Origin of the sequence: Gluconobacter thailandicus F149-1 = NBRC 100600 (assembly GCF_000964465.1) — a bacterium.
Taxonomy (GTDB): domain Bacteria; phylum Pseudomonadota; class Alphaproteobacteria; order Acetobacterales; family Acetobacteraceae; genus Gluconobacter; species Gluconobacter thailandicus.
Map to the genome: position 1 here is coordinate 1 of NZ_BANH01000043.1, position 24547 is coordinate 24547.

The window sequence follows — 24547 nt, forward strand, 5'->3', positions numbered from 1 at the left end:
CTGAATCAAAATTCCCTACAAAAATCAATGGGTCCTGAGCCTAGTCACGATACCGCACCCGAAGAAGCAAATGGCGCTTCCAACAATCAGAAGCATAGAAAAGCAATCAGGAGTGAAACTCAGATGACCAGTTACATTGGACTAATCCACAAAGACCCCGAAAGCGATTTCGGGGTTACATTCCCAGACTTTCCCGGCTGTGTTTCAGCCGGGGACACACTTGACGATGCGAAAGCAATGGGGACTGAGGCGCTTAACGGGCATGTGAAGTGCATGGCTGAAGACGGTTATTCTCTACCGAAGCCATCCACGCTTGAAGCGATCATGGCAGATCCTGACAATGCCTCAGGCGTAGCCTTTCTGGTAAGCGTTGAGACGCCGTCAAAGCCAGTCCGTGTCAATGTGATGCTTGATGAGAAGCTGCTTGAGGTGATCGCGGGTGCAAACATGAACCGCTCTCGCTTTCTGGTCGCAGCAGCTTGGGAAAAGCTGAAGCGTGATCATGTAATCTGATCGGTAGCATTGCCTGCACGTCAAACGTGCAGGCAGCGGCTATCATTTGGAAATCAGTACTTCTCCACGCTTGCCAGAAGCTTTTGGATTGATCGAGTAGTTCACATCTACACTTTCGATCCGGAAACGCTTGAAGGTCTCTCGAACCTCTGGCCGATCGTTCAGAGACAAAATGAAGTGTCCCTGAAGTGAAGCCAGAGCCTCTGCCATTTGCTCGAACTGTTCCCTACTAAATTCGGCCGCATAGTCGCTTTCATTTCCCCAATACGGCGGATCCAAATAGAAGAGCGTTTCAGGCCGATCATAACGCGTGATGACATCTGCCCAGGGCAAACACTCGATGACCACACTTGATAGGCGCGCATGCACATCTTCAAGGATGGGTCCAAGCGTCGCGACGTCAAAGCGAGCAGGGCGGCCAACCGCGACCCCGAATGACTGAACCTTCGTTTTGCCGCCGAACGCCATGCGCTGGAGATACAAGAAACGGACGGCACGCTCGAGATCAGTCAGACTACTCGCTTCAGCACGCCGGAGTCGCTCGAATTCATCACGACTGGTGACCTGCCACCGGAGCATGTCCATGAGTGGAACGTAGTGCCGCTGCAGGATCCGGAAGAGGTTGGCAACATCACGATTTAGATCGTTGATGACTTCCGCCTTAGACTTGAATGGACGTCGCAGAAATACGCCACCCATGCCAACAAACGGCTCAACATAGGTGGTGTGCGGAATGTCCTTGATCCGGTCGCTAATGGTCTTCGCAAGACCACGTTTTCCACCAAGATAGGGCGCAACAGGACGTACTGGTGCGACAGGGATAAGTCCCTGATTCGACTCCCTCATTTATTTACCCGATAAAAGCCCCGCCACTGCAGTGGCCGGTGGGGCAGCTTCGCTGTGGGTGTTGGTAGCACCCGGATCAGCTGTTACGGCAGCTTATCCCCCACCACAGACTGCGTCCAATCAAATGGCAGGAAGCTGATCAGGCCTTGGCAATATCCAATGGTACCTGGATGAAGGCGCTATCTGGAGAAGCGCGTTCATGAAAACGGATGTAGCTGCGAGAGGCATTTACCTTCACCGCGTCGGTAATAGCCTGCATGGCGCGCTTCCACTCTTCATCGTCGATCGAGAGGCGGCGCAAGCCAAGAATCTTTGAGACGTTCAGCTTGCCTTCCTTGCCCACGTCAAAGGCATCGGTCACGACAGCGCGGATGTTGGCGTTTCCGCCTTCCGTCCAGCGTGTCAGGCAGCTGTCCACCAATTCCTTGGCGATCTGGAGTTCAGGGCCGAACGTGATGGTGTCACTGATGGCGATGGTCACGCGCTCGCAGCCGTCATAGGTCGACAGCGTCAGATTGCCCTTCGCACCGCCTTTCTTGGCTCCATACTGTTCAGCCAGAAGGTCCAGAAACGCCCGGATATCGCTGTCCGCATCCTCACGAAACTGGCGCATCAGCTCACGAATGGCGCGGGCACGCTCGAAGAGCTTCTTGACCAGTTCGTCCTGGAGAAGGTCTTCCGGCTTCACGTTCGCACGCGGGACAAGGCGTCCTGCGGAATCCTTCATGTAATTGTCGGGATTGTGGCTCATGCCTGTTCTCGCTTGCGCTTGGCTTCAATCTCACGGGCACGGCGCGCCTCGGCAGCGGCCCAGAGCTTCATTCCAGGCATTCGGGCGTATTGCGCTATACGTTCGTAGCGCTCGGCAGCGCGCGTCCAGAAGTTCACGTTCTCGGCTCTGATTTCATCAGGCGTCTCAGGGCGTCGTCGGTATCGGGTGCTCATAGCGTTCTCCAATAATGGCCGACGCCGCCGCTTCGTGAGGCGTCAGTCTTTCAGGTAATTGCCGCCGCCATCGCCCTCTCGGACGTGGGCGTATCTTGTGGTGGTCTTCAGGTCGGAATGTCCCAAAGTTTGCTGGACGACATGCGCAGGCGCGCCATTGTCCAGGGCGTGTGAGGCGTGGGCGTGCCGGAACCAGTGCGCAGAGGCATCAGGCAATCCGGCACGCTTCGCCGCCCGCTTCACGAGGCGATGTGCCGCTCTCAAGTGAAGCGGGCTCCCATCGTGGCCGGGGACAACAGGCGTATCGGGACGCCAGTCGTCTGCTCTCACAGCCACGATCTCTTTCCACAGCTTTGCGGGAACAAGCACATGCCGTGTCTTGTTCCCCTTGCCGAACACGGAGGCCACGCCTCCCTGTTGACGCCGTGTCATGTCTCGCCATTTGAGGGCGCACATCTCTGAGATGCGCAGCCCCATGAAATACAGAACGCGAAGCGCGACCCGCTTTCGCGGGCAGGGCTCCTGCTCGATGATGCGCTTCACATCCTCTTCCGTGAGGATCCGCTCACTGAGACGATCGCGCCCGCGCTCCAGGCGAAGCGCTGCGCCGACGTCCACATCCAGAAAACCAACGCGGACCCCAAAGGAGAGAGCCGATTTGACGGATGCCAGCTTTCGGCGGCGCGTGGCGTCTGATCCTGTGAGGCTGTCAAACCAGCCCTGCAGGTCATCCAGGACAACATCCGCAAGCGGCTTGCTTGTCCACTGGCGGAACGCGTCCACATCCGCACGATAGGCGCGGGACGTGTTCGCAGACCGGTTGTGGAGCCACATATTCACGAGGCGATCGTCATCAGAGATACGGGGCCTTTTCGCGTCCGCCGCTGGCGCCATTGGCCCAACTCTCCGACAAGTAATTGAATTATAAAGGTTTCCGATCCTGCGGAGACCCTGAAAAACCGTCAGATAACGCTGATTATCTGACGGGTTATGAACCCATCCAGAGGGTTATCTGACACTCTGCCCTGATAGGCTTGTCAGATAACTCCGGGTTATTGTGTCGGCTTTTGCCCTGATCAATCAGAAGGCGATCCGCCTTTCTTTCGACCACGATCACCCAGCTTAGGGCCGCGTGCCAGAACAGATTGATACAATCCTGAGCCACCAGCTTCTATCGCTTGGGCTTCGAGATCCCGACCAAAGCTGGCGAGGATTTTTCGTATGGTTGCGGGACTGGCCTGCATGACGCAGCTGTCCCAGGTGTTACTGTGCCAGCGATGATTTGTGCACCGCACGACCGTAGATCCTGCCAATCGCAGGAATTTTTCGCGCTTTCCGCCCCAGACTGAGACATCGGCGCGATGGATAAACGTACGATCGAAGATGACGGGCACGCAAAGTGCTCGCGCACCATCGACCGCCAGCACAAAATAGTGCTGCGCGCCGCGACGGCACACGTCGCCTGCGCTCGCAGGTGCGAGTGTCCGCATTGCTGATTCACTTTTGGGGGAGGCAAAACGCCAATAAAAAAGACGTGGACCGTTTCCAGTCACACGTCTTCTTAGAGCTTAGATGTTTACTATCCGTTCCTGTTTCAGGTCAAGTGAGAAAACCGAAAAAGTAACTCGTAGGTCACCTAACCATCGCTGATAGGAAAAATTATTTCAGTCTTAGTTATGAAATATATAGTAACAAATAAGCTTGCTCCGCCCTTCTCGACGCTGCAAGCTGCGGAAGCAAAAATTTACATGAGATGCGTGTTGATATATATGGCAACGATATATGAATTGTGTGAAGGTGGTAAACTTAAACGGATTGAGGTGCTGGAAGATGATGAACTTCCAGTAAGATACATTTATGGCACCCCAGAATTTATAGATTGGTTGGATAATGGATTACCCTCAATAAATCATACTCCTGAACACGATTCTTTGAAGCCAATTGAACAAGTGTTCTCCCTTTTTTCTGAATATGAAATTGGTGAAAGTTTCCCTGATGATCGCCGTTTCAAGCCCTTAACCTATTCTCCTGATTATTATGTTTGGGAAATGAAAACAACTCACGTTAGAATATTTGGTTGGTTTCCTTGTAAGTCTTCTTTTATTTGTTGTTACGGAGGAGATGCCAATGAAATAAAACTAAAATCATTATACTCGCAGTACATATTGCGAACTCAATACGTTAGAAACCTTCTCCCTCTTGATGAGCCTAAATTTTTATCATCTAGGAAATGCAGTGATGTCCTATAAATTCTCTTTAAGCCCAAAAGTTCGGCGGACAACGCGCACGATGACTATGTTTCATCGAAAAATACAGTATGCCCTGATCAAGAGCGGGATGAAGCAACAGGAAATAGCTAAAAAACTGGACGTTGACCGGGCTGTTATTAATAAAAGATTGAAAAGCGATGCAAACATAACGATCAGATCAATATCTGAATTTGCATATGCACTTAATATGGAAGTCTCATTTGATTTAGTTAAAAAAGAAGAGAAGAATAGAGGAAATTATTACGAGTTAGATTCTAGAGATCCTCATTATTCAAAAAATTACCCTCAAAAAGAAGCCGACCAAGCGAGTATCAGTGCTTATGGCGAACTGAGCTTCGGAGAGTCATAATGAACACGCCTTTTGGTACAAGTATTTTTTGTGACGATGTCCGTCATGAGGTAGACAATAAATTCTCTCTGGTTGGATGCTATGGTTCGCAGATGTTATTAAATGGTTCTGCACCTTTAAAGCTTCCAACATTTGCTGTTTTTGTAAAAATAATATTCCCCATAAACTACCCATTTAAGAAAATTTTAGTGCGAGTGTATTCTGTTTTTGACGATCAAGAAGAAGAAATAGCCAGAGCAAATTTTGTTCGCCCAAAAGAATTAAATAAGGTCCCTCATCCAGATGGGGGAGAGTGGAAGCACAAGGTTGGACAGTTTGTCATACCCTTCCGATGGGCCCCGTTTCATATCCCTAGTAACGGCGTAATTTATGTGCGTGCTCAATTCGATAATGAAGGTGGCTCAGAAGAAATTCGATTGGGAGCTCTTCCGTGCCGTTTCAACCCGCTTCCACCTGAAGATGTCTAATTCCTCCCGTAATAATCCGCCAACTGCTCCAGCAGCAGTTCTGCTGCGCCTGTAAGTCCTTGGCGGTTCTTCCCATAGTGCTCGGCGATCTTTCCAAGCGAGAGACCGTCCAGCACTAACAGCACAAGTAGATCCGACGCATAGCGCCCTAATGTGCGTCGGACATTCTCACACCGCGCCACGGCGGCAGAACGTGCGATAAGCATGTCGTGGATGTCACCACCGCCAGATCCACGGCGCTCAGGATCTGAAGCACCCATAATCCCAGTCTCAAAATCACGCGCCCATCTTTGGGCGGCATCAACATGGCGTTGGGTGATCGTGCCAGAACGCAGCAAGCCATAGAGGCCAGCTCCACGGCGTAATACCTCAATGGGTGGTCTGTCTTTTCCTTGCTCCAGTTCAGCCAGAGCGATGCGGTTTTTCCAAGCCCCCTGCATGGGGACGGCGTCTTCAATTGGTCGAGTTGCCTTGGCGGCAGTAGTCATTTGCATTCCACGTTCATGTGGGGTTGCGCTTCATAAATCGGCCGTCGGCATCCCGGTTCGAGGTGAGCCGAGCCAGACGGGCCTGGAGTGTGACAATCTCCAGGGCTTGATCCGCCACAGTCCGCTCCAGCGCCAGGGCAGCACGCTGCGCCTGGTCACGTTCAGAACGGACCATGAGGAATTCAGAATGGGTGAATGAGGCGAGGGCGCGCCGTAGTGCTTTCATGCGGCCTGAGCCTGCGGACGGTACCAGTCCAGATACGCGGCCCGTTCAACGGGGCAAGCGGGAAGGTCATGCTTCTTGGCCAACTCCGGCCATTCGCGCTTCACAGCTGAGTAGTCCCGCTGGAGATGAAAGGCTTCGCTCCAGATTTTCTGCGCCTTGGCATAAGCCTCCAGCGCACGGTCTTCCCAGTCTTCACGAGGGGTAGGCTCTGGCACTGGGGTAGTCGAAACACCGGCTTGATGATCCGCCCAGAAGCGTTCGATAGGCTTGCGAAAGGCGCCCATTTTATAGGCTGTGTCGCCGTTCAGAGCCATTTTCTCGGTGTGCTGCTTTACAGCCTCGACCAGAACATCAGCCGGGATACCGTCCCGAAGGAAGCGACCACAAATGCTCTTGGCGAAACCGGCCTGACCGTCCGGGAGGCGTCCAATCTTGAGAACGCGAGCGACGGTCTGGGAGATCAGGGCTTCTGAAATCTCAAGAGCCGGTTTTCCGGTTTCGGTTTCAGCCGGTTTCGTAGAATTAGAATCAGAAGGGGATATATCTTTCTCTACTTCTAGATCTACGGGAAACCCAGAAACCGGTTTTGAAACCGAAACCCCGGAAACCAAAACCGTTTTTGAAAACTGGTTTTGGTTTTCAGTTTCGGAAACTGCCCCACCACTGATTGATGACAACAGTCGCATTTCACGCTGCTCGACGGCTTCGCGCTCACGGCGTTCCCGTGCCTGCTCGGATGTCTCGCCTTTGCGTGGGCGTCCACCTTTGGCGGCATTGGCACGAGAGGTCATCACTTTCACCGAGGCTTCTGGTGCGAACTCTCCGGCGTCCTGACGCTCCTGAAACTCGTCCAGGCGGCGTTGCTTTTCAGCGCGGGCCGCAGCGCGTTCTTCGCGGCGGATTTGACGTTCCACGAGGTGAGGGCTGTAGAGCGCGCCGTCTTCATCGCGCAGGATGAAGCGTGTGAACTCGAGTTCCGGCAGTACACGTTGCAGCACATCGACATGCTCGCACGCCATCTGCGCCACTTGAGCGTCATCCAGTGCGCGGCCGCCAACGCGGAACACCACGTCACGAGCGGCTTTCAGTGCATCCATGAGGGAGTGGAATACGCCCCGCTGTTCTGCAGGGAGCACCTTAAGGAACGCCATGGCCGGGATGTTGTCCCGATCAAACGTGGCAGGGATCTGGAGCGTCATTTGGAAGCTCCTGACTTTTCCAATCCTCGAACGATCTTCAGAGCATGGTCCACCACACGACGCAGCTTGGTTAGCTCGTGGCCCAGTTTGTGGGCTTCTTCGACCGTGACAATACCGTCCGCCAGGACGCGGATTGTCATCTTCATCGTGTCGTTGGCCTTGTCGGCCACGTCTTCCATGATCTCGGCCACGTCGCCGTGTCCAAGCTGAACCGGTGTAAGGTGGTAGCCCAGTTCATGCGCCATCGCCTGCAAGATGAATGGCTCCTGGGCGAACTCATCCAGCACAATTGCCACGTCTACCGGGGCTGTAGTTGCTGAATTGCGGTTCTGGTATTCCGAGATCCGCGCACGGCCTACGCGTGTGACCGCCGCTGCGGCATCAATGCCGCCTATCGCGCGGACGGCCAATTGCGTGGCCGTCTTGAGGGCTGGGGCGTGATTCATGGCTTCACCCATGCGCCATCATCGGCCATCTTGCGCGCCTCACTATAAAACGGAGCGACGACACATGGCTGACGAATGGAAACTGAAGGAAGACGGAAACCTCGATATCTCGAGCGTAACGGGTTTCCGTACGGTCGTAATCCAGGACGGCGCTGTGGTGCTCCAAGTAAAGGCTGCCACGTCACCCGAGCACTATCCTGCCGGTGATAAGCTGGAGCAATTCTCGCTTTCGCCGCAGACGGCTGCTGAACTAGGGCGCGATCTGCTCGATGCTGCGCAGGTGCTTCTCCAGAAGCCTGAAGGCGAGATGCACTAAAGCGAACCGACGATACTTTTTCGGACCAAGTCATCGCCTTAGAAGGCGAAAGCTTACATTTGTCCTGAGGGAGAAACGTCATGTCCGTACTCCCTGCGCTGTGGTCGAGGACTCGCGTCCCCGACCACGATCGTCCATCCTGTGTCCGTTACAACAAACAGGAGACGATTCCGTGAGCGATTTTAAATCTGGTGTGCTCAGTATAAAGCCGACAGAATCTGACGAACTAAAAATACGACTTTCAATCCCTGAAAAGCATGCTTCAGCAGAGGCCGGGAGAGTGAGTACACCTGAGTTTAAGATTTCGGTTGTGCTTCCTAAGGGCCGATTTTCCTTGGATGAGAATTTTTTTACTACTGAAAAAGAGACTTTGAAACTTCTGGGAGAAGCAATTAGGCGTCGGATCACCGAAATCACGGTGAATACTGGCATGTAACCCCACGCCCACCGAAAGGTCGGAGTGCGGTATTCCATTCCGACCATCATTGTTGTGTAACATTTAATGTAATGTCCGGGCTGGACAGCACATACTTCGATGGCCCGTTAGAGAAATAACGAAGGGTATTCACCCGACGTAAAAGGCAATTTAGGATTATCGCCTGTTCCTCTGGTATTTTCTTTTTGAAGGCTTCTTTCTCAGCGTCCGTCACTTCAGAGGACCAAAGCCGCTCTGCCCCGCCGATGCTTTCCATCCGCTCCAGAGCTTTGACCACCCACGGCTCCAGTTCCACAGACTGACGCGCTGAAATTTTCTCTAGTTGAGCTAGGACCTTTCGGAAGTCCTCGTCATATTTAATGGACGTGGAAAACTGCGAAGGCAGATCCACTGCTCTGTTCGCCAAGACAGCATCTTGCTGACGGCGGCATGAGCGGAGCTTACGCTTGAGGGTATGAAAGATGCTCATGCTGCTGTTCCAAAATCATGACACGGTTGAGGGAATATGTCTGGACGGATCACGTGGGGATCGAGATTGGCGAGCCGTGCGACCGCGATGACGTGGATTGGGGGCACCTGTCGCCACTTACAGACTGCAGAGTGAGAGCGCTTTATGACCTCACCTACCTTCTTGGGGCCACCTGCGGCCCGTATCACTTCACCAATATCCATAAAGCAATGTGAGCATGTCTCACATATTTCTGTCAAGTTTGTGCGTGAGCATGGCGCACACATCAGCTCGTCAAGACGTGCAAAATTTTCACATGGAAAACACGTCCAGAATCAGTGACAGGATCAAAAGTCTTCGCAAGAGACTTAATATGAAGCAGGCGGATTTTGTCGCCGGACTGAATATCTCAAGATCATATTTATCAAAACTTGAGACAGGAGAGGAGCAACCAGGAAGGGATTTGCTCATCAGAATGTCACATGAATTCAACGTTTCGCTTGATTGGCTCACATCCGGTTCTGGAGATGCCGTTCCAGCACGAGCCATAAATGAGCAAGAGGCACTCTTGCTTATGGCCTTTCGCTCACTGCCTCCCGACGAAGCCGAAACTCATTTAAAGCTCATGCTTCAGCGTGCGGACAAGGACAGATTGGATCAGTAAGAAATTATTTCATGTGAGTTAAACTCACTTTAATGTTGACTGATATGTTCGCATAACTCACATTTACTCCATCGCACCGACGCGATGGAGATCGTTATGTCATTGCATATAGGTGAGGCCGGTAAGTCTCACAGCTCAACCAATTCTGATGTTGTGGAAGCTCGGTTGATCCTGAGGCCGCTTCATCCACTCTTGCGTGGTCACACCGACCAGACATTTGCGGAATATCTGTCTGATCGTCCGCTGGCAGTTCAACAGAAAGCACGGGAGCGGCGCGTGTGCCTGGTGCATGCACGTGCAAGAGCTGCTGATGCGTCTATTCCGGGTATAGCCAATGCGTATGCTGCCACGGCTGAAGCTGTTGAGGCGGAACTGGTTGCCCTGCTGCACGCCACGAAGCCGGCAGAGGCCATCCCGTTTCCGGAGCCGCCGATGCGTGGTCCTCAGACCATGCAAGATCTGCTGATGCGCACTGAGGCCGCAAAGGTGTCCGGTCGCCTTGCTGGATTCCTGCGCTTTTGCACCGACCTTCTGCCAGGAGGGCGCGATGTACACTGAATTTCTGGATCTGCTTTTGCCGTGTGGGCTGGTGGCTATCGTGTACGGGGCAGGGATCGTCACCGGGATGGTGATCAAGTCTGCCGATAGGTGGGTTCAGGCTCTTGATCGGAGGCCTGCGCCATGACGGCGGAAGCAAGGTCACCGGATATGTTCACGGTGTGCATGCTTGGCGTTCGCCCTCGTCCATACGCTGGTCAGCGTTACGCGGAATACCGGGATGCCGAACGTCAGGCCAAGGAAGATGTCCGCACGACGTTCTGTGATCACGACATCTATTTGGGTATGCGTCTGGTCGCGACTGTCTGTGCGCCGTCCATGGCCGGAAAAATCAAGGTTGACCTGACCGAACTGGGGAGCCGTTACGCATGAGTGGCCGTATCGTCCAGATGGCTCCCAAGGTGCTGGATATTGGGGATGCTGCGTCCTATCTGGCGATGTCAGTTGGGACATTCAGGACGCATGTTCTTCCGCATGTGCGTCAGATTGCTTTGTCAGCGCGGCGTCGGGGCTATCTGGTGTCTGATCTGGATCGCTGGATTGATCGGCAGGCGGGTGGGGAAGGTGTGGCAGTCTCTGTTTCCGCCAATCCCTGGGACGCGATGAGTTGACCACGCTGCGGCTGCCTTACATTCAGCGTTTCAAAGATCGGCACGGGAAGGTTCGGTATTACTTCCGCAAGAAGGGGCAAAAGAGCGTTCCGCTGCCAGATCTGCGCGATCCGGGCTTCATTGCTGCGTACCAGGCTGCTGTTTCTGGTGCTGAGCCACGAGGGCTCGATGCTGCAAAGGTTACGCCGACGGGAAGTCTGAGGGATGTAATTGAGTCTTGGTACGCGACGGCTCACTTCAAGACGCTCGAAGAGAGTACCAAGGCTGTGTACCGGCGCTTGCTGGAGCGTATGCGCGGCGCGGATTATGCTGCGAACCCGGTTTTACTGATGGAAAGCCGGCATGTCCGGATGATCATGGCCCGGCATAATGACTCGCCCACGACGGCCAATCGAATGTTGCGGCTGCTCTCAATGTTGATGGAGCACGCCATTCATATGGGGTGGGCGGAAAACAATCCGACGGCGGGTGTTCCGCGCATGAAGATCAAGAGTGGTGGCATCCATTCCTGGACGGATGATGAGATCGCTCGATATGAGGCGCGCTGGCCAAGTGGCACGAGAGAGCGTCTGGCATTGGCTCTTCTGCTCTACACGGGGCAGCGCCGCAGTGATGTTGTGAAGATGGGGCCGCGCTCACTGACTGGTCATGGCATTCATGTCCGGCAGCAGAAGACTGGCACTGAGTTGGTTATTCCCATTCATGAGCAGTTGCGGGTCGAACTGGACCAGTGGCAGCCGAATGGAGCAGGGACGTTTCTGGCGACTGAGAAGGGGCGCCCAATGTCCGTGAACAACTTCTACAATCAGTTTGTCGACTGGTGCCGTGAGGCGGGTCTTCCGCCTGGATGCAGTCCGCATGGTTTGCGCAAAGCTGCGGCCCGGAGGCTGGCAGAAGCTGGCTGCACAACGCACCAGATCGCTGCCATTACAGGGCACCGTAGTTTGGCTGAAGTGGCGCGTTATACGCGGGCCGCTGAGCAGGTCAACCTGGCCCGCTCAGCGATGTCGCAATTACTGAAAAAAGATTAAGAGGAAAAGAAATCTGCGAGGGTTTCTATATGATGTTTCATGGATAGTTTTTTAACATATCCAAGACCAGGAAAATGTTCCTCTTGGTGCAATCTGCGAAACTCAATAATCGCAGAAGTCTCCAATATATGAGACCGACCTCTTTCTATCTTCTTAATTAATTCATCTAATGCTTGGGAAAATTTACCCCCAGGATCGCTGGAAGTATCATTAGTAAATGACACAAAGTGGTATACATACATTACATCACCTTTATCTTTGTCGATAAAGGTGATGTGGATAGCGACTGCGTAAGCCGGTCCACCTTTTTCTGAGTAACCATCACCTACCGTTAAAAAATCTCCAAACCCATCCATGCCGGATTTCTTATAGGTAAGGTGTAGATCTGAAAATTTCTCGCGCTCAATTTCAAGGTATTCAGCATTTTTTCGCTTTTCGAAGCCGTCACCAATTATTATACGCTTGGTTCCATCGTAGTATTTAATATCTCGAGAGCTATTTTTTCTCTCAAAAAATATGCTTTTAATGCTTGGAGAGGATAATTTAATAAAATCCGATAATAATTTATGTTCCGAGAATCCATCATATATAAATGAGGGGTTTTTATTGATGTTATCTGTATATAACTTTAAAGCATCTTGAATAGTATTTCTTTCAGTTAGGTATATTCCGGCAGAAATATTATTTTTTTCTTTATAGTCTCTGTTTAGAAGCTGGAATATGGCTTCTCCGTCCTTTTTATAATCGCCGTGTTTTGGGTTTACGATGACGATCGCCTCGCCATTGGCCTTACAGACCGTATCAAGGCAAGTTTTTAAAGGGGAAAGGGATTTTTTTACTGGTTCTATTATTGGAATAAATTTTGATTTTGCTAGTAATTGCGCAGTTTCTCGAACTGCTATTAGCTCATACTGTTTGCCACGGAAATATGGATAATACATTGCTCATGCCCACGTCATAGCCGTTTCAAGCGGCATTTCTATCGCCTTAATAAGGCGACTATAATCGGTGCGTCGCACCGGAACGGAAAGTGCCGCTGCATGCAGCGACACTGGAAGCCGCTTAACGAGTTCGCTTAACGGCGTGAGCGTACGAGTAAACTTGAGTGTTCGCACAAACTCGTCGTGTAGTGTAACAGAATCTATCTGAGAAAATAGTCTTCGAAATACCTCATATCTTTTTGTGTTGGGGACCTCCGGAATGGGTATATCTAAAGACTTTAGAATAAGCTTTATTTCATCAAAGCGAAGAGAATCAAAGGTTGTCAATGGACAGATTCGCGTAGGATCGTTAATTCCGTTGCGAATTGTAGAAATTTGATTTCGCTTTGACAGGCATAAAATGCCAACATCTTCCGGGACCGATTTTATTATATTTTCAATGTGGGATTCCGCTGTGATGACGTTTACGGTTGCAAATATTTTCTTGTAATTAATTATTTGATTCTCGAGTCTGCATAGAGAGTCACGTTCTGACTTTATCTCGTAAACGGTAGAAGTGCCGTTGAGTATTGCTGTATCAGCTTTGCATTTACCTGCTTTAAACTCATTGAGCATCACCGAGGTGCGCAGAGAATGTCTTCCAAGGAGGATTTTTTTCGTAATGGCAGCCCGATAAATATATTCATCCCGCTGGCCGGCTATCTGAAGAATTTTGAAGGCTCGGTCGAACGCATCGCCCACAGTTGTATTCTTGGAATCACATTCTTGTGCTGGTGTCAGGCGTAAAAGACGTGCGAAAAGCTCCGAATAGCCTCTTATGGCCATTTCTTGGAATACAGCCGAAGAGAACAATCGGGTCAGAGCCGATAATTCAGATACGCTCACTGTCAATTTTTCGCTCCGTCTCTCTCAGACTTAAATTTTACCCGGCAGCGTTCTGTTAGCGTAGATGCCATCCTGATGGAAAACTGACTTTTAAGAATAAACTTACCACTAGCGTAATCGGGTAACACTCCATCATAAACTTCTTTGGGGTTCGCCTTTATCACGTCCCTTAGAAAGGCAAGTGAATGTCAAACCCATCCCAGATGGTGTCAAACCTGCCAGAAAACTGGCGGAAAATAGCGATTTCTGAGATTGGTGGTGGACCCGACGCGATTCGAACGCGTGACCTTTGCCTTCGGAGGGCAACGCTCTATCCAGCTGAGCTACGGGTCCGTCGGGTTTCCAATAGACGGTTCAGGATGGGCTTGCCAAGCCCCTATCGGTATTTTGTTCATTCACGGTTGAGCGGTTGCTTTCCAGAGGACTGCGGCAATGTCCCCGCCAGAAGGCAGAGCTTGGTCTGGCGTCAGGATCCAGGATGCGACGTCCTGCGCGGTAATTCGTTTGTCGCGGCTTATCAGATGGTGCGCTGTTGGAAATTCATCCAGTCGGACGGAAGCGGGGAGGCGCTTCAGAAAACGTGCGGTGTAAGGGGGGAGGACAAACTGATCACGGCCACCGAATACCATGAGCATTGGTGTTCTGACACGTGGTGCGGCAACGAAGGCTGCGGCCATGAGGTGGGTCAGGCCAGAGAGGGGATGAATGGTCGAACTGTGTTGGGTCAGTGGGTCAAAATACATGCGACGCAGGGCGTGAATGTTGTCGCTCGCAACACGTTCTCCGGGGACGGCTGATCCATCCAGTTTCCAGTGGGGGGCGACTGTATCGAGGCCATCCAGAACGGTTTGCCACGGCTCGCCGATTTTCATGATGGCTGGAGCGAGCAGAATAGTGCCGGATAGCTCTGGCGGCGGATTGGTCGCGAGGAGCAGGGCAACGGCTCCGCCCATGCTTTCGCCCATGACATACAGGGGCACATCGGGGTAACGCCTGCGCAGCCACGCAAGCTCTTCCCGTGTGTCCTGCACCATGCGTGCCGTGCTGCTCCAGCCGCCTGCGTCCTGTGTCGCTCCGAAGCCCCGCTGGTCTGGGGCGACGATTTCGATACCGGCAGCGCTCAGGGGCGGTGCAAAGAATTCCCAGGCGTCCCGGCTGTCTCCGAAGCCATGAAGGGCTAGAATGACGGCGCGCAAAGGCTGGGATGCAGGATAGATCCGTAACGGAATGCGAGCACCGTCTGACATGTCGAGCGTCACGTCCGGAGCAATGAGGGCTGTTTCTTCTGCTGTCGGATGCAGGTTAGGCATGGGCCGGTGTGTGCAGGCTCCGAGAAGCAGCGTGCAGGCGAAGGTGCAGGAAAGACGCCACAGGCGGTTTGAAACGGATGGGAATGAGCCTATCATCGCGGGGATTTTAGAACGTCCGCCCCTTCCGGGCGAGAAGGGAGATATTCGTGCCGTCTGAAACGCCTCATCTGGTTCTGGTTGACGGGTCCGGCTTCATTTTCCGTGCTTTCCATGCCCTTCCGCCCATGACCAGCCCGGATGGCGTTCCGGTCAACGCGGTTTACGGCTTCACGAATATGCTGACGCGCCTGCTGCGCGATCATGTTGGCACGCATCTGGCCGTTATTTTCGATGCCGGTCGTCAGACGTTCCGCAATGAGATTTACCCGCAATACAAGGCGCACCGTCCGGAGCCGCCGGAAGACCTGCGGCCTCAGTTCGGACTGATCCGCGATGCGACGGCGGCGTTCAATGTGCCTTCGATCGAACTGGCTGGCTGGGAAGCGGACGATCTGATCGCCACTTATGCCAAAGCTGTTGTGGCGCAGGGTGGACGGTGCACGATCGTCTCATCAGACAAGGATCTGATGCAGTTGATCTGTCCTGGCGTCGAACTGATGGACCCGATGAAGCAGAAGCCGATTCGGGAAGCGGAAGTCGAAGCCAAGTTCGGTGTGCGTCCAGATCAGGTTGTCGATGTTCAGGCCCTGATGGGAGACTCTACCGATAATGTACCGGGTGTGCCGGGTATCGGCGCAAAGGGCGCGGCCCAGCTCATTAATGAATATGGCACGCTGGAAAAGGTTCTGGATGCTGCAGAAGGCATGAAGCCCTCCAAACGGCGCCAGAATCTGATCGAGTTTGCGGATGCCGCCCGGATGTCCCGCAAGCTGGTTCTGCTGGCGGATGATGTGCCATTGCCGCAGCCGATTGATGAACTGGGGTGCCGTGAGCCGGTTCAGGAAACGCTCCGGGACTGGCTCGACACGATGGGCTTCCATTCCACGATCCAGCGGATGGGTCTTGGACTGGCCGCAAAGCCGAAGTCTGTACCTCGTCCCAAAGCCGCTCCTGCAGAGGACGACGCGCAGACCGTGACGCTCTCTGAAGCGTCCTATGGGCCGTATGAGACAGTCACGGATTTCGAGGCACTGGATCGCTGGATTGCCGACGCCCGGGCAGCCGGATTTGTGGCTGTGGATACGGAGACGGACAGTCTCAATGCCCGTCAGGCCAATATGGTTGGGCTTTCGCTCTCTGTGGCGCCGGGTAAGGCCTGTTACGTGCCGTTCCTGCATGTCGGGAAGCGGGATCTGTTGCAGGAGGGGGCGGAGGATCAGCCGACAGATCAGCAGCTTGATCGTGCAGAAACGCTAAAGCGTCTTGAGCCTCTGATGCGAGATCCGTCCGTTCTGAAGGTCTTTCAGAACGCGAAATACGATCTGACGGTGTTTCGCAAGGCCGGGCTGCCTGAAATTACGACAATCGACGATACGATGCTCATCTCCTACGCCCAGTCTGCGGGTGAGCACGGGCAGGGCATGGATGAACTGTCGCAGCTTCATCTTGGCCATACGCCGATCACGTATGATTCCGTGACGGGAACAGGGCGCAAGCGCATTCCGTTTGCCGAAGTTCCGCTGGATCAGGCGACCGCGTATGCGGCGGAAGATGCTGATGTCACGCTGCGGTTGTGGCAGGTGCTTCGTCCGCAGTTACGTCTTCGTCAGTCGCTGGCTCTGTATGAGGAAATCGAGCGGCCTCTGATTGAAGTTCTGACGGATATGGAAGACGTCGGGATCAAGGTGGATGCTGTTGAACTGCGTCGCATGTCCGCCGATTTTGCGACGCGCATGGCGGTGATCGAGAAGGATATTCACGAGCAGGTTGGGCGCAGTTTCAATGTTGGATCGCCCAAGCAGCTTGGTGAGATCCTGTTCGACGAAATGGAGCTTCCGGGCGGGAAACGCACCAAGAGCGGCTCATGGGGAACGGACTCATCCGTTCTGGAAGGACTGGCGGAGCAGGGGCACGATCTGCCTCAGAAGATCCTGTCCTGGCGTCAGTTGGCCAAGCTGAAATCCACTTATGCCGATGCGCTTGTTGAGCAGATGGACCAGGGAACGCAGCGCGTTCACACGTCCTTCCAGATGGCCATTACGACCACTGGACGTCTGTCTTCCAATGAGCCAAACCTTCAGAACATTCCAATCCGGACGGAAGAAGGCGCTCTGATCCGTAAGGCTTTCGTGGCGGCTCCGGGGCGTGTTCTGGTGTCGGCGGATTACAGTCAGATCGAATTGCGGCTTCTGGCCCATGTGGCAAAGATCGAGCCTCTGCTGGAGGCCTTCCATCTGGGGCAGGACATTCATGCCCGCACGGCTTCCGAAGTATTCGGTATTCCCATTGAAGGCATGGACCCGCTGACCCGTCGTCGGGCCAAGGCCATCAACTTCGGTATTATTTACGGGATTTCGGCCTTTGGTCTGGGGCGGCAGCTTCAGATTTCGCCGGGTGAAGCACGCTCTTACATTGATGCGTATTTTGCGCGCTATCCCGGTATTCGCGCCTATATGGACCGCACCAAGGAAGAGGCGAAGGAACAGGGTTATGTTCTGACGCCGTTTGGTCGTCGCTGTTATGTGCCCGGCATCAAAGACAAGAACGGCGCTCGCCGGTCCTATGCCGAACGTCAGGCCATCAACGCTCCGCTGCAGGGTGGCGCTGCCGATATTATCAAGCGCGCCATGGTGCGTCTGGCGAGAAAGCTGCCTGAGACGGGCCTGAAAGCGCAGATGCTGCTTCAGGTGCATGACGAACTGCTCTTCGAAGTTCAGGAGCAGGATGCACAGGCACTGGCGGATTTTGTCCGTCAGGAAATGGAAAGTGCCGCGAAGCTGGATGTGGCGCTTGAGGTTGAAACCGGTATTGGCCCGAGTTGGGCTGACGCACACTGAGAGACTGAACGAGCATGGAAACCCAACACGAACGCCGCAAGCGGGTCAGCAATCGCATTATCTGGGGAGTGCTGGCAGTTGCGGCGGTTCTGGGGGCTGTTGGCTTCCAGTTGGCCTCTCATGGCGGGCCGGGACTACTGGTACAGTCCAACGGAAACGAAGTTGGTGGCAGCTTCCGTCTTGAGTCCCTTGGGGAAAGTACAGTCACGGAAGGGGACTTCCACGGAACATGGATGCTGGTGTGGTTCTTTGACACGAACTGCCCGGAAGACCGGTGTCAGCCTGTACTGAAGAGTATGGAGCAGGCGTATCAGACGCTTCATGCAGAAGGTATTCGCGTCTCGCCGCTGGCGGTTTCCCTGAACCCGTTCGATGAAAACGAAGCCATCAGGAACTACGTCATTCCTGTTGCGCCTCATGTTATGCCGTTCACGGGAACGCCTAACATGATCAAGGCCATGACGGCTGAATATCATGCGCCGGATGAGAAAGAAGGCGATCATTACGTTCCGGCCCCGCGGATTGTCATCATGGATCCGAATTCTCGATATGCGGGCACGATTGATGCGACGGGTGATGCGGCTGCCCTGATTGCGCGTCTGCGCCAGCTTGCAAAGCGCTGAGTGACGATGCGGCTGTCTGCTCTGTTCCTTGCCTTGTCTCTGGGTGTGGCAGGAACTGCCCTTGCACAGGAGCAGACACCGCCTGACTGGAATGGGCAGACGCTCGGCAGCCCGCATCGGGGAGGGACGCTCCGGCTGACGGCTGATGGGCCGGGGGGAACGCTGGATCCGCAGGTCAATTACGGCACGCAGTACATGCAGGTGTTCGTCAATATGTACGACCCGCTGTTGACCTTCCGGGAGGCGCGGGGCCCCTCAGGACTGGATGTTGTACCCGATCTGGCAGAGGCCATGCCCACTATCAGCCCAGATGGTTTGACATGGACGCTGCATCTGCGATCCGGCCTGAAATTCTCGGACGGGTCGCCTGTCCGTGTTGAGGATGTGGTCGCGTCTTTCCGTCGGATCTATCGGGTTGGTAGCCCGACGGCCGCGTCGTTTTATGGTGGGATTGTCGGGGCAAAAGAGTGCCTCGATGCGCCAGATCATTGCACGTTGCCGGGTGTCGAAGGCCATCCGGATGGCACAATTATTTTTCATCTGACGCATCAGGATGGAGAGTTTCTCTACAAGCTGGCATTTCCCCATGCCGTCATCCTGCCTGCCGGAATTTCTTCCCATGATCTGGGAAATGTGACAGCGCCGGGGACGGGGCCTTACCTGATTACGCATTACGATCCTGAACACGGCATGTTGCTGGAGCGGAACCCTTACTTTCACGTCTGGAATCCGCAGGCGCAGACGGATGGGTTTGTTGATCGTATTGAATACAGTTTTGGCTTGTCGGACGAAGCGCAGATTACGGCGGTTGAGCAGGGACAGTATGACTGGATGCTGGATGCCAAGCCTTCTGATCGGCTGGGGGAGCTAGGGGCGAAGTATACGTCCCAGGTGCATATCGAGCCGCTTCTTGGTCTCTATTATCTGGCGATGAATGTTCATGAAAAGCCGTTTACGGATCAGCGGGTCCGGCAGGCGGTCAGTCTGGCGGTGAACCGTCATGCCATGACCATTCTGTTTGGTGGAAGTGCCATTTCTGAACCGCTTTGCCAAATGGTGCCGCATGGTATTCCGGGTGCGGACCTTGGATTGTCGTGCCCGCAAAATCTTGAAGAAGCACGGCGACTGGTTCGGGAGGCTGGTGCGGAAGGGCAGACGGTTACATTGGTTGTCCCCAATCGCGCTATCGAACTGGGCATGGGGACGTATCTGCGAAACGTGCTCCAGCAGATTGGCCTGAAAGCGCAATTACGACCGATCACGGCTGGTCTGGCGGACTCTTATGAGCAGAATACGGCGAACCATGTGCAGATTGCTCTGGCCTACTGGTTTGCTGATTATCCTTCCGCGTCGACGTTTCTGGATGATCTGTTCGGATGTGATAACTACCATCCGAATTCCGCCATTTCCCCAAACTTTACCGGCTTCTGTGATCAGCATGTTCAGAGCCTGTTCGAGCAGGCCAAGGCGCAGACCGATCCCGCCAAAGCCGCACCAATCTGGCAGGAGGCGGGACATGAGATCATGCGCCAAATGCCTGGTGCGCCGATGATCCAGATGAAGACCATCGATTTCGTTTCGAAAAGGTTGGGGAATTATTGTTCGACGCTTCTGAGCCATATGCTGTTTTCGCATGTTTGGGTGAAATAACGCTCAAAAGGCGAATAATATTGCAGAAATAGTCTTCAAGAGTGTCTTCTCCTTATTGCGTGGTGTGTAAGGAGAAGTGTCATGAGAGGTTTGTTCGCCAGTCTCATGAGCGCGTGTCTTGTTGTTGTTAGCCTTGGAAAAGTACAGGCGCACGACGTTCTGAAAACTCCTGAAAACTGCATCAAGGCCGCAGTCGTATTGCCTTTGCTGGGTGGTCCAGGTGACTCGCCGATTATTCCAGTCAAGGTAAACGGGTTGGATGCCGCCATGTATGTCAGCCCCATGTTCGGGCACGTTATGGTTCATGATTCTGGAAAGCTCTGGTTCCCGCTTGGAGCCGATATGCCCTTGAAAGCCCAGAATGGTGCAGTGACGTTAACCTCCCGAACACTCCTCGATGATGTGCAGATCGGACCGATGGATCTGGGAGAGATGCGTGCCAATCTTCTGGACGGTCAGGCTGAGCGCCACGTGGGAAGTCGGCCCCTCATTGGAATGCTGGGGCTAGAGAGCGAAATCTTTTCCGGAACCGATATTCTTTTTGACGTTCCCAACGGTAAGCTGGCGTTTCTGAAGTTTCGAACAGACAAGGCCTGCAAGGATGCGGCGCATCGTCTCATGGGGGCTCAGGCAAATGTTGTGGAACTGCGGCGTGGAGCACTGATTGCTGTTCGCGCTAATGCAAGATCTCAGGAGATGGTTCTTGACCCGGATTTATCAGAAACTGTTTTACCGACATCCTGGGGAGACGGCCTGAACCTGACATCGGACGACATTCGGCATGAACCAATCGTGACGACCCAGTATGTCGGGGTATCGGTCGGGCACCAGTATGTTCTCAATGTGCTGGATATTGGCGGGTATAATCCCGGCCCCCTGAATGTGCTGTTCCAGTCTGATATTTCGACTGCAGCACTTGGGGGCGATGTCTTTAGGAAAGCGGCTGTCTTGCTAGACAGGGACGCTGGTCAGGCGTTTTTCCTTCCCGAAACAGAAAACACGCCTCGTCCGACGCTACATTTCCATTTTGATGAAAGCCGCTTGGGGCACACAACTGTTACGCAGAAAACAGGACGTATTGAAACTGGTGTGAAGTGAAGGGTTAGACAGGGATCACTTCACACCTACTAAGCCTGTTTTTACAGGCCAATATCTGTACGGAAAATCTTGTCTTCCCACTGAATGGCTGCCGCGCCTTCATAAGCAAGACGACGTGCGTCTTCTGGCGTAGCAGCCTTGGCGCAGACTGTCAGAACACGTCCGCCATCCGCGACCAGAACGCCCTCGACCAGTTTTGTTCCAGCATGGAAAACCGAGACGCCCGGGACGGCTTCGGCGCGTTCGAGGCCCGAAATGCGTCCACCCTTTTTCGGAGCGTCCGGGTATCCGTTGGCAGCCAGCACCAGTGAGATAGAGGCTTCGTCGGAGAACTCGGCAGCGGCATGATCGAGATTGCCGTCTGCGAGAGATGCAAGAATAGGAAGCAGGTCTGATTTGAGACGGATCAGGAGTGCCTGTGCCTCGGGGTCACCAAAGCGGACATTGTATTCAATCAGCTTTGGGCCTTCGTTCGTCAGCATCAGGCCAGCGAAAATCACGCCACGGAAAGGTGTGCCGCGACGCACCATTTCCGCCAGCATCGGGCGGACGCTGAGGTCCAGTGCCTTTTCCTGAGCCGCGCGATTAAAGCCGGGTGGGGGGGATATAGCGCCCATTCCCCCTGTGTTCGGCCCTGTGTCTCCATCGCCGAGGCGCTTGTGGTCGCGGGCTGCGCCGATCAGAACGGCCTTGTCGTCCGAGCAGAACGCGAACAGCGAGACTTCTTCGCCCACCAGACATTCTTCGATGACGAGCGGCATACCGAGCTTCCGGATGGCGTCTTCCGCTTCTTCAACACTTTGGGCGACGACCACACCCTTGCCAGCCGCCAGACCATCCGCCTTTACGACGATCGGTGCGCCGCGACGTCGCACAAACTCAATGGCTGGTGCCTCGTTTTCGAAGCGTTCCCATTTTGCTGTTGGAATGCCAGCGGCATCCGCAACGTCTTTAGTGAACGCTTTGCTGCCTTCCAGAAGGGCCGCAGCCCTGGTGGGGCCAGCGCAGGGAATGCCAGCTTCGGCGCAGGCATCTGCCAGACCGATCACCAGAGGCGCTTCAGGGCCGGGAACGATCAGGTCGATATTCTGCTCTTTTGCAAAAGCGACAAGCCCTCCAACGTCATCCGATTTGAGGGGAACCAGTGTCGCCAGAGAGGTCATGCCCGGGTTGCCGGGAGCGGCGTAAAGCGCCGAAAGACTGGGCGAGCGCGCCAGACATGTTGCCAGGGCGTGTTCGCGCCCTCCGGAACCGACCAGCAAAACGCGCATTCCGCTCTCCCTTTTCATCTGTGGGTCCCTGAGATCAGGGCTTCGTCTGACGGCGTGCGTAGCATAGACTGGCGCCATGATGGAGAGTGATGCCGCGTCCACACGCGGGAATGTGCCGCAATATTCAGTTTCCGAGATTTCTGGAGCCATCAAGCGCACGCTTGAGACCGGATTCGGTCGCGTTCGTGTGCGCGGGGAAGTCACGGAGCTCAAGCGCTACCCGTCCGGGCATGTTTATCTGTCCCTGAAAGACGAGGGCGGAAAGATTTCCGGCGTGATCTGGCGTGGAACGGTGTCCCGTCTGGGGATGGCGCCTGAGAACGGCAATGAAGTCATCGCGACGGGGAAGGTTTCGTCCTACGGTGAGCGGTCCAGCTACCAGCTTATCATCGACCGCATGGAGTTTGCGGGCGAGGGGGCATTGCTCGCGAATATCGAACGTCTGCGCCGGAAATTGCTGGAAGAGGGCCTGTTCGAGGCCGACCGCAAAAAGCCGATCCCGTTCCTGCCGACGCTCGTCGGTGTTGTGACGTCCCGCGCGGGTGCGGTGCTGCATGATATTCGCACGACGATTGAGCGCCGCTTTCCGCGCGACGTCCTGCTGTGGCCTGTGGCTGTGCAGGGGGAAGGAGCGGCGGCCCAGATTGCGGCAGCGATTGAAGGAATGGCGCAGAGGCCACGGCGACCGGATGTTCTGATTGTCGCGCGTGGCGGCGGGTCACTTGAAGATCTTATGGCGTTCAATGATGAGCGCGTTCTGCGGGCCGTTGCGGCATGTCCTATCCCGGTTATTTCTGCGGTCGGGCATGAAACGGATACGACGCTGATCGACCTTGTTTCTGATCGACGTGCGCCAACGCCAACAGCGGCGGCGGAAATGGCTGTTCCGCTGCGCTCCGAACTGGTGGCTGATCTGGCACATCGTACGGCGCGTCTGGCAGGTGGTCTCAGCCGGATCATGCAGGTGTCCCGCGGGCGTCTCGAACAGGCAACAGCCGGACTACCCGATCTGCCTTCTCTTCTGGCGACGGCACGGATGCGGTTGGATGATCGTAGCCAGCGTCTTGATCTCGCGCTCCCCGCTTTCGTTCTGCGGGTCAGGAGCCGCCTGGATGCGCCACTACATCAACTCCCCTCGCTGGAACTGATTGTCAGTCGGGCGCGTGCTGCTTTAACTGCCCCCTCCCGACAGCTTCCATCACCACTTCTGATGATTGAACGTCGGGAAGCTGCGCTGCAAAGAGCGCAGACGGCTCTGGCGACGGCGTGGCACAGGGCAGACCAACAGTTTCACCTTCGTGTGGAACGGCAGCGGCTGTCTCCTGAGACGCTCAAGAGTGCCATTCGTCTTCAGAAGGCACGGCTTGAAGGGTTGGGAAGCTATCTGGAAGCAGTGTCTCCCAAAGCTATTCTGAGCCGCGGTTACGTTCTGGTGCAGGACAGCAAAGGTCGCCCGATGACCAGTTCGAGAGCAGAACCTGTCAACGGCCGCGTTGTTCTGTCTTTCACAGATGGCGAACGTGGGGCAAAACTGGATGCTCTGACGTCTCAGGGCGATCTCGGGCTTTAATCGCGAAGTTCCGGGCCGTTGCCCGGTTTGTAATCCGGAGTTCACATGCGTCCGTTCTGGTTGAGCCTAGTTGTCCTGCCCCTGCTGGCAGCCTGTGCCGAACAGCCTGCTGCGCCGTCTCAGACGGTTGCGCAGACTCCCGCACATAAGATTCCTCCACAGGATTTCGCGCCGGGTCTGGCTGAGGAGGCACCACCCTCGGGACAGAAGGTTCTGCTCAATGACCCTTCTGCGCCTGCCAATACGCCTCTTTGCGGCGCGGCGCTGCATGAAGCCAATCAGGCTGGTGCGGCGGTCTATGCACAGGGGCTGGCAAGTACCGCGTCGTCCTGCCCTCAGAATGCCTGTTTTGAGCCATTGACGGGGACGTTCATTGCGGCAGATGGCAACAAAAGCGTGTGCCGCTAAAAGTTTTCAGCACAGATTGAGCTGTTGCATTTCCCTATCATT

32 protein-coding genes and 1 tRNA gene are annotated in these 24547 nt (G+C 54.4%); 18 read left to right on the top strand and 15 right to left on the bottom strand.

Annotated features, from left to right (window positions below; all coding sequences use genetic code 11):
• Window positions 1–123: 123 nt before the first annotated feature.
• A complete protein-coding gene (locus B7444_RS11470) occupies window positions 124–513 on the top strand; it encodes a type II toxin-antitoxin system HicB family antitoxin (RefSeq protein ID WP_035729981.1) in 390 nt (129 codons plus the stop codon).
• A 42-nt stretch (window positions 514–555) separates the two neighbouring features.
• Here the strand turns inward: B7444_RS11470 and B7444_RS11475 are convergent, their stop codons facing one another.
• The 5 genes from B7444_RS11475 to B7444_RS11495 all read right to left on the bottom strand — a co-directional run bounded on the left by B7444_RS11475 (window position 556) and on the right by B7444_RS11495 (window position 3794).
• Window positions 556–1359: a DNA adenine methylase gene (locus B7444_RS11475; protein ID WP_007283734.1), complete on the bottom strand. Its 804-nt coding sequence runs from the start codon at window positions 1357–1359 to the stop codon at window positions 556–558.
• A 139-nt stretch (window positions 1360–1498) separates the two neighbouring features.
• Window positions 1499–2110, bottom strand: coding sequence for a DUF3164 family protein (locus tag B7444_RS11480; protein WP_007283733.1), 612 nt, complete (start codon window positions 2108–2110; stop codon window positions 1499–1501).
• Window positions 2107–2304, bottom strand: coding sequence for a hypothetical protein (locus tag B7444_RS11485; RefSeq protein WP_007283732.1), 198 nt, complete (start codon window positions 2302–2304; stop codon window positions 2107–2109). The genes B7444_RS11480 and B7444_RS11485 overlap by 4 nt, the downstream gene beginning before the upstream one ends.
• Window positions 2305–2346: 42 nt before the next feature.
• On the bottom strand, window positions 2347–3138 hold the full coding sequence (locus B7444_RS11490) for a tyrosine-type recombinase/integrase (protein ID WP_007283731.1): 792 nt from the start codon (window positions 3136–3138) through the stop codon (window positions 2347–2349).
• 242 nt (window positions 3139–3380) lie between these two features.
• Window positions 3381–3794, bottom strand: coding sequence for a hypothetical protein (locus tag B7444_RS11495; RefSeq protein ID WP_231502902.1), 414 nt, complete (start codon window positions 3792–3794; stop codon window positions 3381–3383).
• A gap of 279 nt (window positions 3795–4073) precedes the next feature.
• On the opposite strand from B7444_RS11495, the gene B7444_RS16385 reads away from it, so the two are divergent.
• Genes B7444_RS16385 through B7444_RS16390 form a run of 3 tightly spaced genes read left to right on the top strand, consistent with a single transcriptional unit; the run spans window position 4074 to window position 5390 of the window.
• Window positions 4074–4553, top strand: coding sequence for a hypothetical protein (locus B7444_RS16385; RefSeq protein ID WP_146911319.1), 480 nt, complete (start codon window positions 4074–4076; stop codon window positions 4551–4553).
• The gene (locus B7444_RS11500) at window positions 4543–4923 is read left to right on the top strand and encodes a helix-turn-helix domain-containing protein (protein ID WP_048855176.1); all 381 of its coding nucleotides are present in this window, start codon (window positions 4543–4545) and stop codon (window positions 4921–4923) included. Before B7444_RS16385 ends, B7444_RS11500 begins: the two co-directional genes overlap by 11 nt.
• Window positions 4923–5390, top strand: a complete 468-nt coding sequence (locus B7444_RS16390; protein WP_146911324.1) for a hypothetical protein — start codon at window positions 4923–4925, stop codon at window positions 5388–5390. Before B7444_RS11500 ends, B7444_RS16390 begins: the two co-directional genes overlap by 1 nt.
• Here B7444_RS16390 and B7444_RS11505 read toward each other — a convergent pair.
• Genes B7444_RS11505 through B7444_RS11520 form a run of 4 tightly spaced genes read right to left on the bottom strand, consistent with a single transcriptional unit; the run spans window position 5387 to window position 7749 of the window.
• A complete protein-coding gene (locus B7444_RS11505; RefSeq protein ID WP_035730027.1) occupies window positions 5387–5878 on the bottom strand; it encodes a hypothetical protein in 492 nt (163 codons plus the stop codon). The genes B7444_RS16390 and B7444_RS11505 overlap by 4 nt on opposite strands.
• Before the next feature lie 13 nt (window positions 5879–5891).
• On the bottom strand, window positions 5892–6053 hold the full coding sequence (locus B7444_RS11510) for a hypothetical protein (RefSeq protein ID WP_155830633.1): 162 nt from the start codon (window positions 6051–6053) through the stop codon (window positions 5892–5894).
• A gap of 47 nt (window positions 6054–6100) precedes the next feature.
• A complete protein-coding gene (locus B7444_RS11515) occupies window positions 6101–7303 on the bottom strand; it encodes a hypothetical protein (RefSeq protein ID WP_007283726.1) in 1203 nt (400 codons plus the stop codon).
• Complete coding sequence (locus B7444_RS11520; RefSeq protein ID WP_099181154.1) at window positions 7300–7749, bottom strand: hypothetical protein; 450 nt, start codon at window positions 7747–7749, stop codon at window positions 7300–7302. Before B7444_RS11520 ends, B7444_RS11515 begins: the two co-directional genes overlap by 4 nt.
• Window positions 7750–7813: 64 nt before the next feature.
• On the opposite strand from B7444_RS11520, the gene B7444_RS11525 reads away from it, so the two are divergent.
• Both B7444_RS11525 and B7444_RS11530 read left to right on the top strand, forming a co-directional pair.
• Complete coding sequence (locus B7444_RS11525) at window positions 7814–8065, top strand: hypothetical protein (RefSeq protein ID WP_007283724.1); 252 nt, start codon at window positions 7814–7816, stop codon at window positions 8063–8065.
• A gap of 172 nt (window positions 8066–8237) precedes the next feature.
• Window positions 8238–8501, top strand: a complete 264-nt coding sequence (locus B7444_RS11530) for a hypothetical protein (protein ID WP_035729987.1) — start codon at window positions 8238–8240, stop codon at window positions 8499–8501.
• Between the two features lie 46 nt (window positions 8502–8547).
• On the opposite strand, the gene B7444_RS11535 is transcribed toward B7444_RS11530, so the two are convergent.
• Window positions 8548–8970, bottom strand: a complete 423-nt coding sequence (locus B7444_RS11535) for a hypothetical protein (RefSeq protein ID WP_035729989.1) — start codon at window positions 8968–8970, stop codon at window positions 8548–8550.
• A gap of 295 nt (window positions 8971–9265) precedes the next feature.
• Here B7444_RS11535 and B7444_RS11545 point away from each other — a divergent pair, with 295 nt between their 5' ends.
• The 6 genes from B7444_RS11545 (at window position 9266) to B7444_RS11565 (ending at window position 11813) form a co-directional block, all read left to right on the top strand.
• Window positions 9266–9613 (top strand): helix-turn-helix domain-containing protein, encoded by a 348-nt coding sequence (locus B7444_RS11545; RefSeq protein ID WP_007283721.1) that lies wholly within the window; start codon window positions 9266–9268, stop codon window positions 9611–9613.
• A 96-nt stretch (window positions 9614–9709) separates the two neighbouring features.
• Window positions 9710–10171 (top strand): hypothetical protein, encoded by a 462-nt coding sequence (locus tag B7444_RS11550; RefSeq protein ID WP_231502906.1) that lies wholly within the window; start codon window positions 9710–9712, stop codon window positions 10169–10171.
• Window positions 10161–10298 carry a hypothetical protein gene (locus tag B7444_RS16630; RefSeq protein ID WP_007283719.1) on the top strand — a complete coding sequence of 46 codons (138 nt, stop codon included), beginning with the start codon at window positions 10161–10163 and terminating at the stop codon, window positions 10296–10298. The genes B7444_RS11550 and B7444_RS16630 overlap by 11 nt, the downstream gene beginning before the upstream one ends.
• Entirely contained in the window at window positions 10295–10543 is a 249-nt protein-coding gene (locus B7444_RS11555) for a hypothetical protein (protein ID WP_035729993.1), read from the top strand. Before B7444_RS16630 ends, B7444_RS11555 begins: the two co-directional genes overlap by 4 nt.
• Complete coding sequence (locus B7444_RS11560; protein ID WP_007283717.1) at window positions 10540–10782, top strand: MerR family transcriptional regulator; 243 nt, start codon at window positions 10540–10542, stop codon at window positions 10780–10782. Before B7444_RS11555 ends, B7444_RS11560 begins: the two co-directional genes overlap by 4 nt.
• The gene (locus B7444_RS11565) at window positions 10779–11813 is read left to right on the top strand and encodes a site-specific integrase (RefSeq protein WP_007283716.1); all 1035 of its coding nucleotides are present in this window, start codon (window positions 10779–10781) and stop codon (window positions 11811–11813) included. The genes B7444_RS11560 and B7444_RS11565 overlap by 4 nt, the downstream gene beginning before the upstream one ends.
• On the opposite strand, the gene B7444_RS11570 is transcribed toward B7444_RS11565, so the two are convergent.
• The 4 genes from B7444_RS11570 to B7444_RS11585 all read right to left on the bottom strand — a co-directional run bounded on the left by B7444_RS11570 (window position 11810) and on the right by B7444_RS11585 (window position 14949).
• A complete protein-coding gene (locus B7444_RS11570) occupies window positions 11810–12754 on the bottom strand; it encodes a sce7725 family protein (protein ID WP_007283715.1) in 945 nt (314 codons plus the stop codon). The two genes, B7444_RS11565 and B7444_RS11570, sit on opposite strands and share 4 nt — an antisense overlap.
• 3 nt (window positions 12755–12757) lie before the next feature.
• A complete protein-coding gene (locus B7444_RS11575) occupies window positions 12758–13639 on the bottom strand; it encodes a sce7726 family protein (RefSeq protein WP_231502908.1) in 882 nt (293 codons plus the stop codon).
• Window positions 13640–13895: 256 nt separating this feature from the next.
• Window positions 13896–13972 (bottom strand) — tRNA-Arg (locus B7444_RS11580).
• Between the two features lie 62 nt (window positions 13973–14034).
• Window positions 14035–14949, bottom strand: a complete 915-nt coding sequence (locus B7444_RS11585) for an alpha/beta hydrolase (RefSeq protein WP_007283714.1) — start codon at window positions 14947–14949, stop codon at window positions 14035–14037.
• A 146-nt stretch (window positions 14950–15095) separates the two neighbouring features.
• Here B7444_RS11585 and polA point away from each other — a divergent pair, with 146 nt between their 5' ends.
• The 4 genes from polA to B7444_RS11605 all read left to right on the top strand — a co-directional run bounded on the left by polA (window position 15096) and on the right by B7444_RS11605 (window position 21256).
• A complete protein-coding gene (polA, locus tag B7444_RS11590; protein ID WP_007283712.1) occupies window positions 15096–17885 on the top strand; it encodes a DNA polymerase I in 2790 nt (929 codons plus the stop codon).
• Between the two features lie 14 nt (window positions 17886–17899).
• The gene (locus B7444_RS11595; RefSeq protein WP_007283711.1) at window positions 17900–18508 is read left to right on the top strand and encodes an SCO family protein; all 609 of its coding nucleotides are present in this window, start codon (window positions 17900–17902) and stop codon (window positions 18506–18508) included.
• Between the two features lie 6 nt (window positions 18509–18514).
• The gene (locus B7444_RS11600; RefSeq protein ID WP_035729999.1) at window positions 18515–20158 is read left to right on the top strand and encodes an ABC transporter substrate-binding protein; all 1644 of its coding nucleotides are present in this window, start codon (window positions 18515–18517) and stop codon (window positions 20156–20158) included.
• An 81-nt stretch (window positions 20159–20239) separates the two neighbouring features.
• Window positions 20240–21256, top strand: coding sequence for a hypothetical protein (locus B7444_RS11605; RefSeq protein ID WP_035730001.1), 1017 nt, complete (start codon window positions 20240–20242; stop codon window positions 21254–21256).
• A 41-nt stretch (window positions 21257–21297) separates the two neighbouring features.
• Here the strand turns inward: B7444_RS11605 and purD are convergent, their stop codons facing one another.
• On the bottom strand, window positions 21298–22527 hold the full coding sequence (gene purD, locus B7444_RS11610; protein WP_035730003.1) for a phosphoribosylamine--glycine ligase: 1230 nt from the start codon (window positions 22525–22527) through the stop codon (window positions 21298–21300).
• A 76-nt stretch (window positions 22528–22603) separates the two neighbouring features.
• Between purD and xseA the strand changes: the two genes are divergently transcribed.
• Window positions 22604–24097 (top strand): exodeoxyribonuclease VII large subunit, encoded by a 1494-nt coding sequence (gene xseA, locus B7444_RS11615; protein WP_007283707.1) that lies wholly within the window; start codon window positions 22604–22606, stop codon window positions 24095–24097.
• A 45-nt stretch (window positions 24098–24142) separates the two neighbouring features.
• On the top strand, window positions 24143–24505 hold the full coding sequence (locus B7444_RS11620) for a hypothetical protein (protein WP_007283706.1): 363 nt from the start codon (window positions 24143–24145) through the stop codon (window positions 24503–24505).
• Window positions 24506–24547: the final 42 nt, after the last annotated feature.

What these genes read in the sequence shown, in the direction of transcription:
- B7444_RS11470 (WP_035729981.1), top strand. Translation starts at nt 124, where the DNA reads ATGACCAGTTACATTGGACTAATCCACAAAGACCCCGAAAGCGATTTC.
- B7444_RS11475 (WP_007283734.1), bottom strand. Translation starts at nt 1,359, where the DNA reads ATGAGGGAGTCGAATCAGGGACTTATCCCTGTCGCACCAGTACGTCCT.
- B7444_RS11480 (WP_007283733.1), bottom strand. Translation starts at nt 2,110, where the DNA reads ATGAGCCACAATCCCGACAATTACATGAAGGATTCCGCAGGACGCCTT.
- B7444_RS11485 (WP_007283732.1), bottom strand. Translation starts at nt 2,304, where the DNA reads ATGAGCACCCGATACCGACGACGCCCTGAGACGCCTGATGAAATCAGA.
- B7444_RS11490 (WP_007283731.1), bottom strand. Translation starts at nt 3,138, where the DNA reads ATGTGGCTCCACAACCGGTCTGCGAACACGTCCCGCGCCTATCGTGCG.
- B7444_RS11495 (WP_231502902.1), bottom strand. Translation starts at nt 3,794, where the DNA reads ATGCGGACACTCGCACCTGCGAGCGCAGGCGACGTGTGCCGTCGCGGC.
- B7444_RS16385 (WP_146911319.1), top strand. Translation starts at nt 4,074, where the DNA reads ATGGCAACGATATATGAATTGTGTGAAGGTGGTAAACTTAAACGGATT.
- B7444_RS11500 (WP_048855176.1), top strand. Translation starts at nt 4,543, where the DNA reads ATGTCCTATAAATTCTCTTTAAGCCCAAAAGTTCGGCGGACAACGCGC.
- B7444_RS16390 (WP_146911324.1), top strand. Translation starts at nt 4,923, where the DNA reads ATGAACACGCCTTTTGGTACAAGTATTTTTTGTGACGATGTCCGTCAT.
- B7444_RS11505 (WP_035730027.1), bottom strand. Translation starts at nt 5,878, where the DNA reads ATGACTACTGCCGCCAAGGCAACTCGACCAATTGAAGACGCCGTCCCC.
- B7444_RS11510 (WP_155830633.1), bottom strand. Translation starts at nt 6,053, where the DNA reads ATGGTCCGTTCTGAACGTGACCAGGCGCAGCGTGCTGCCCTGGCGCTG.
- B7444_RS11515 (WP_007283726.1), bottom strand. Translation starts at nt 7,303, where the DNA reads ATGACGCTCCAGATCCCTGCCACGTTTGATCGGGACAACATCCCGGCC.
- B7444_RS11520 (WP_099181154.1), bottom strand. Translation starts at nt 7,749, where the DNA reads ATGAATCACGCCCCAGCCCTCAAGACGGCCACGCAATTGGCCGTCCGC.
- B7444_RS11525 (WP_007283724.1), top strand. Translation starts at nt 7,814, where the DNA reads ATGGCTGACGAATGGAAACTGAAGGAAGACGGAAACCTCGATATCTCG.
- B7444_RS11535 (WP_035729989.1), bottom strand. Translation starts at nt 8,970, where the DNA reads ATGAGCATCTTTCATACCCTCAAGCGTAAGCTCCGCTCATGCCGCCGT.
- B7444_RS11545 (WP_007283721.1), top strand. Translation starts at nt 9,266, where the DNA reads ATGGAAAACACGTCCAGAATCAGTGACAGGATCAAAAGTCTTCGCAAG.
- B7444_RS11550 (WP_231502906.1), top strand. Translation starts at nt 9,710, where the DNA reads ATGTCATTGCATATAGGTGAGGCCGGTAAGTCTCACAGCTCAACCAAT.
- B7444_RS16630 (WP_007283719.1), top strand. Translation starts at nt 10,161, where the DNA reads ATGTACACTGAATTTCTGGATCTGCTTTTGCCGTGTGGGCTGGTGGCT.
- B7444_RS11555 (WP_035729993.1), top strand. Translation starts at nt 10,295, where the DNA reads ATGACGGCGGAAGCAAGGTCACCGGATATGTTCACGGTGTGCATGCTT.
- B7444_RS11560 (WP_007283717.1), top strand. Translation starts at nt 10,540, where the DNA reads ATGAGTGGCCGTATCGTCCAGATGGCTCCCAAGGTGCTGGATATTGGG.
- B7444_RS11570 (WP_007283715.1), bottom strand. Translation starts at nt 12,754, where the DNA reads ATGTATTATCCATATTTCCGTGGCAAACAGTATGAGCTAATAGCAGTT.
- B7444_RS11585 (WP_007283714.1), bottom strand. Translation starts at nt 14,949, where the DNA reads ATGCCTAACCTGCATCCGACAGCAGAAGAAACAGCCCTCATTGCTCCG.
- B7444_RS11595 (WP_007283711.1), top strand. Translation starts at nt 17,900, where the DNA reads ATGGAAACCCAACACGAACGCCGCAAGCGGGTCAGCAATCGCATTATC.
- B7444_RS11600 (WP_035729999.1), top strand. Translation starts at nt 18,515, where the DNA reads ATGCGGCTGTCTGCTCTGTTCCTTGCCTTGTCTCTGGGTGTGGCAGGA.
- B7444_RS11605 (WP_035730001.1), top strand. Translation starts at nt 20,240, where the DNA reads ATGAGAGGTTTGTTCGCCAGTCTCATGAGCGCGTGTCTTGTTGTTGTT.
- purD (WP_035730003.1), bottom strand. Translation starts at nt 22,527, where the DNA reads ATGCGCGTTTTGCTGGTCGGTTCCGGAGGGCGCGAACACGCCCTGGCA.
- xseA (WP_007283707.1), top strand. Translation starts at nt 22,604, where the DNA reads ATGATGGAGAGTGATGCCGCGTCCACACGCGGGAATGTGCCGCAATAT.
- B7444_RS11620 (WP_007283706.1), top strand. Translation starts at nt 24,143, where the DNA reads ATGCGTCCGTTCTGGTTGAGCCTAGTTGTCCTGCCCCTGCTGGCAGCC.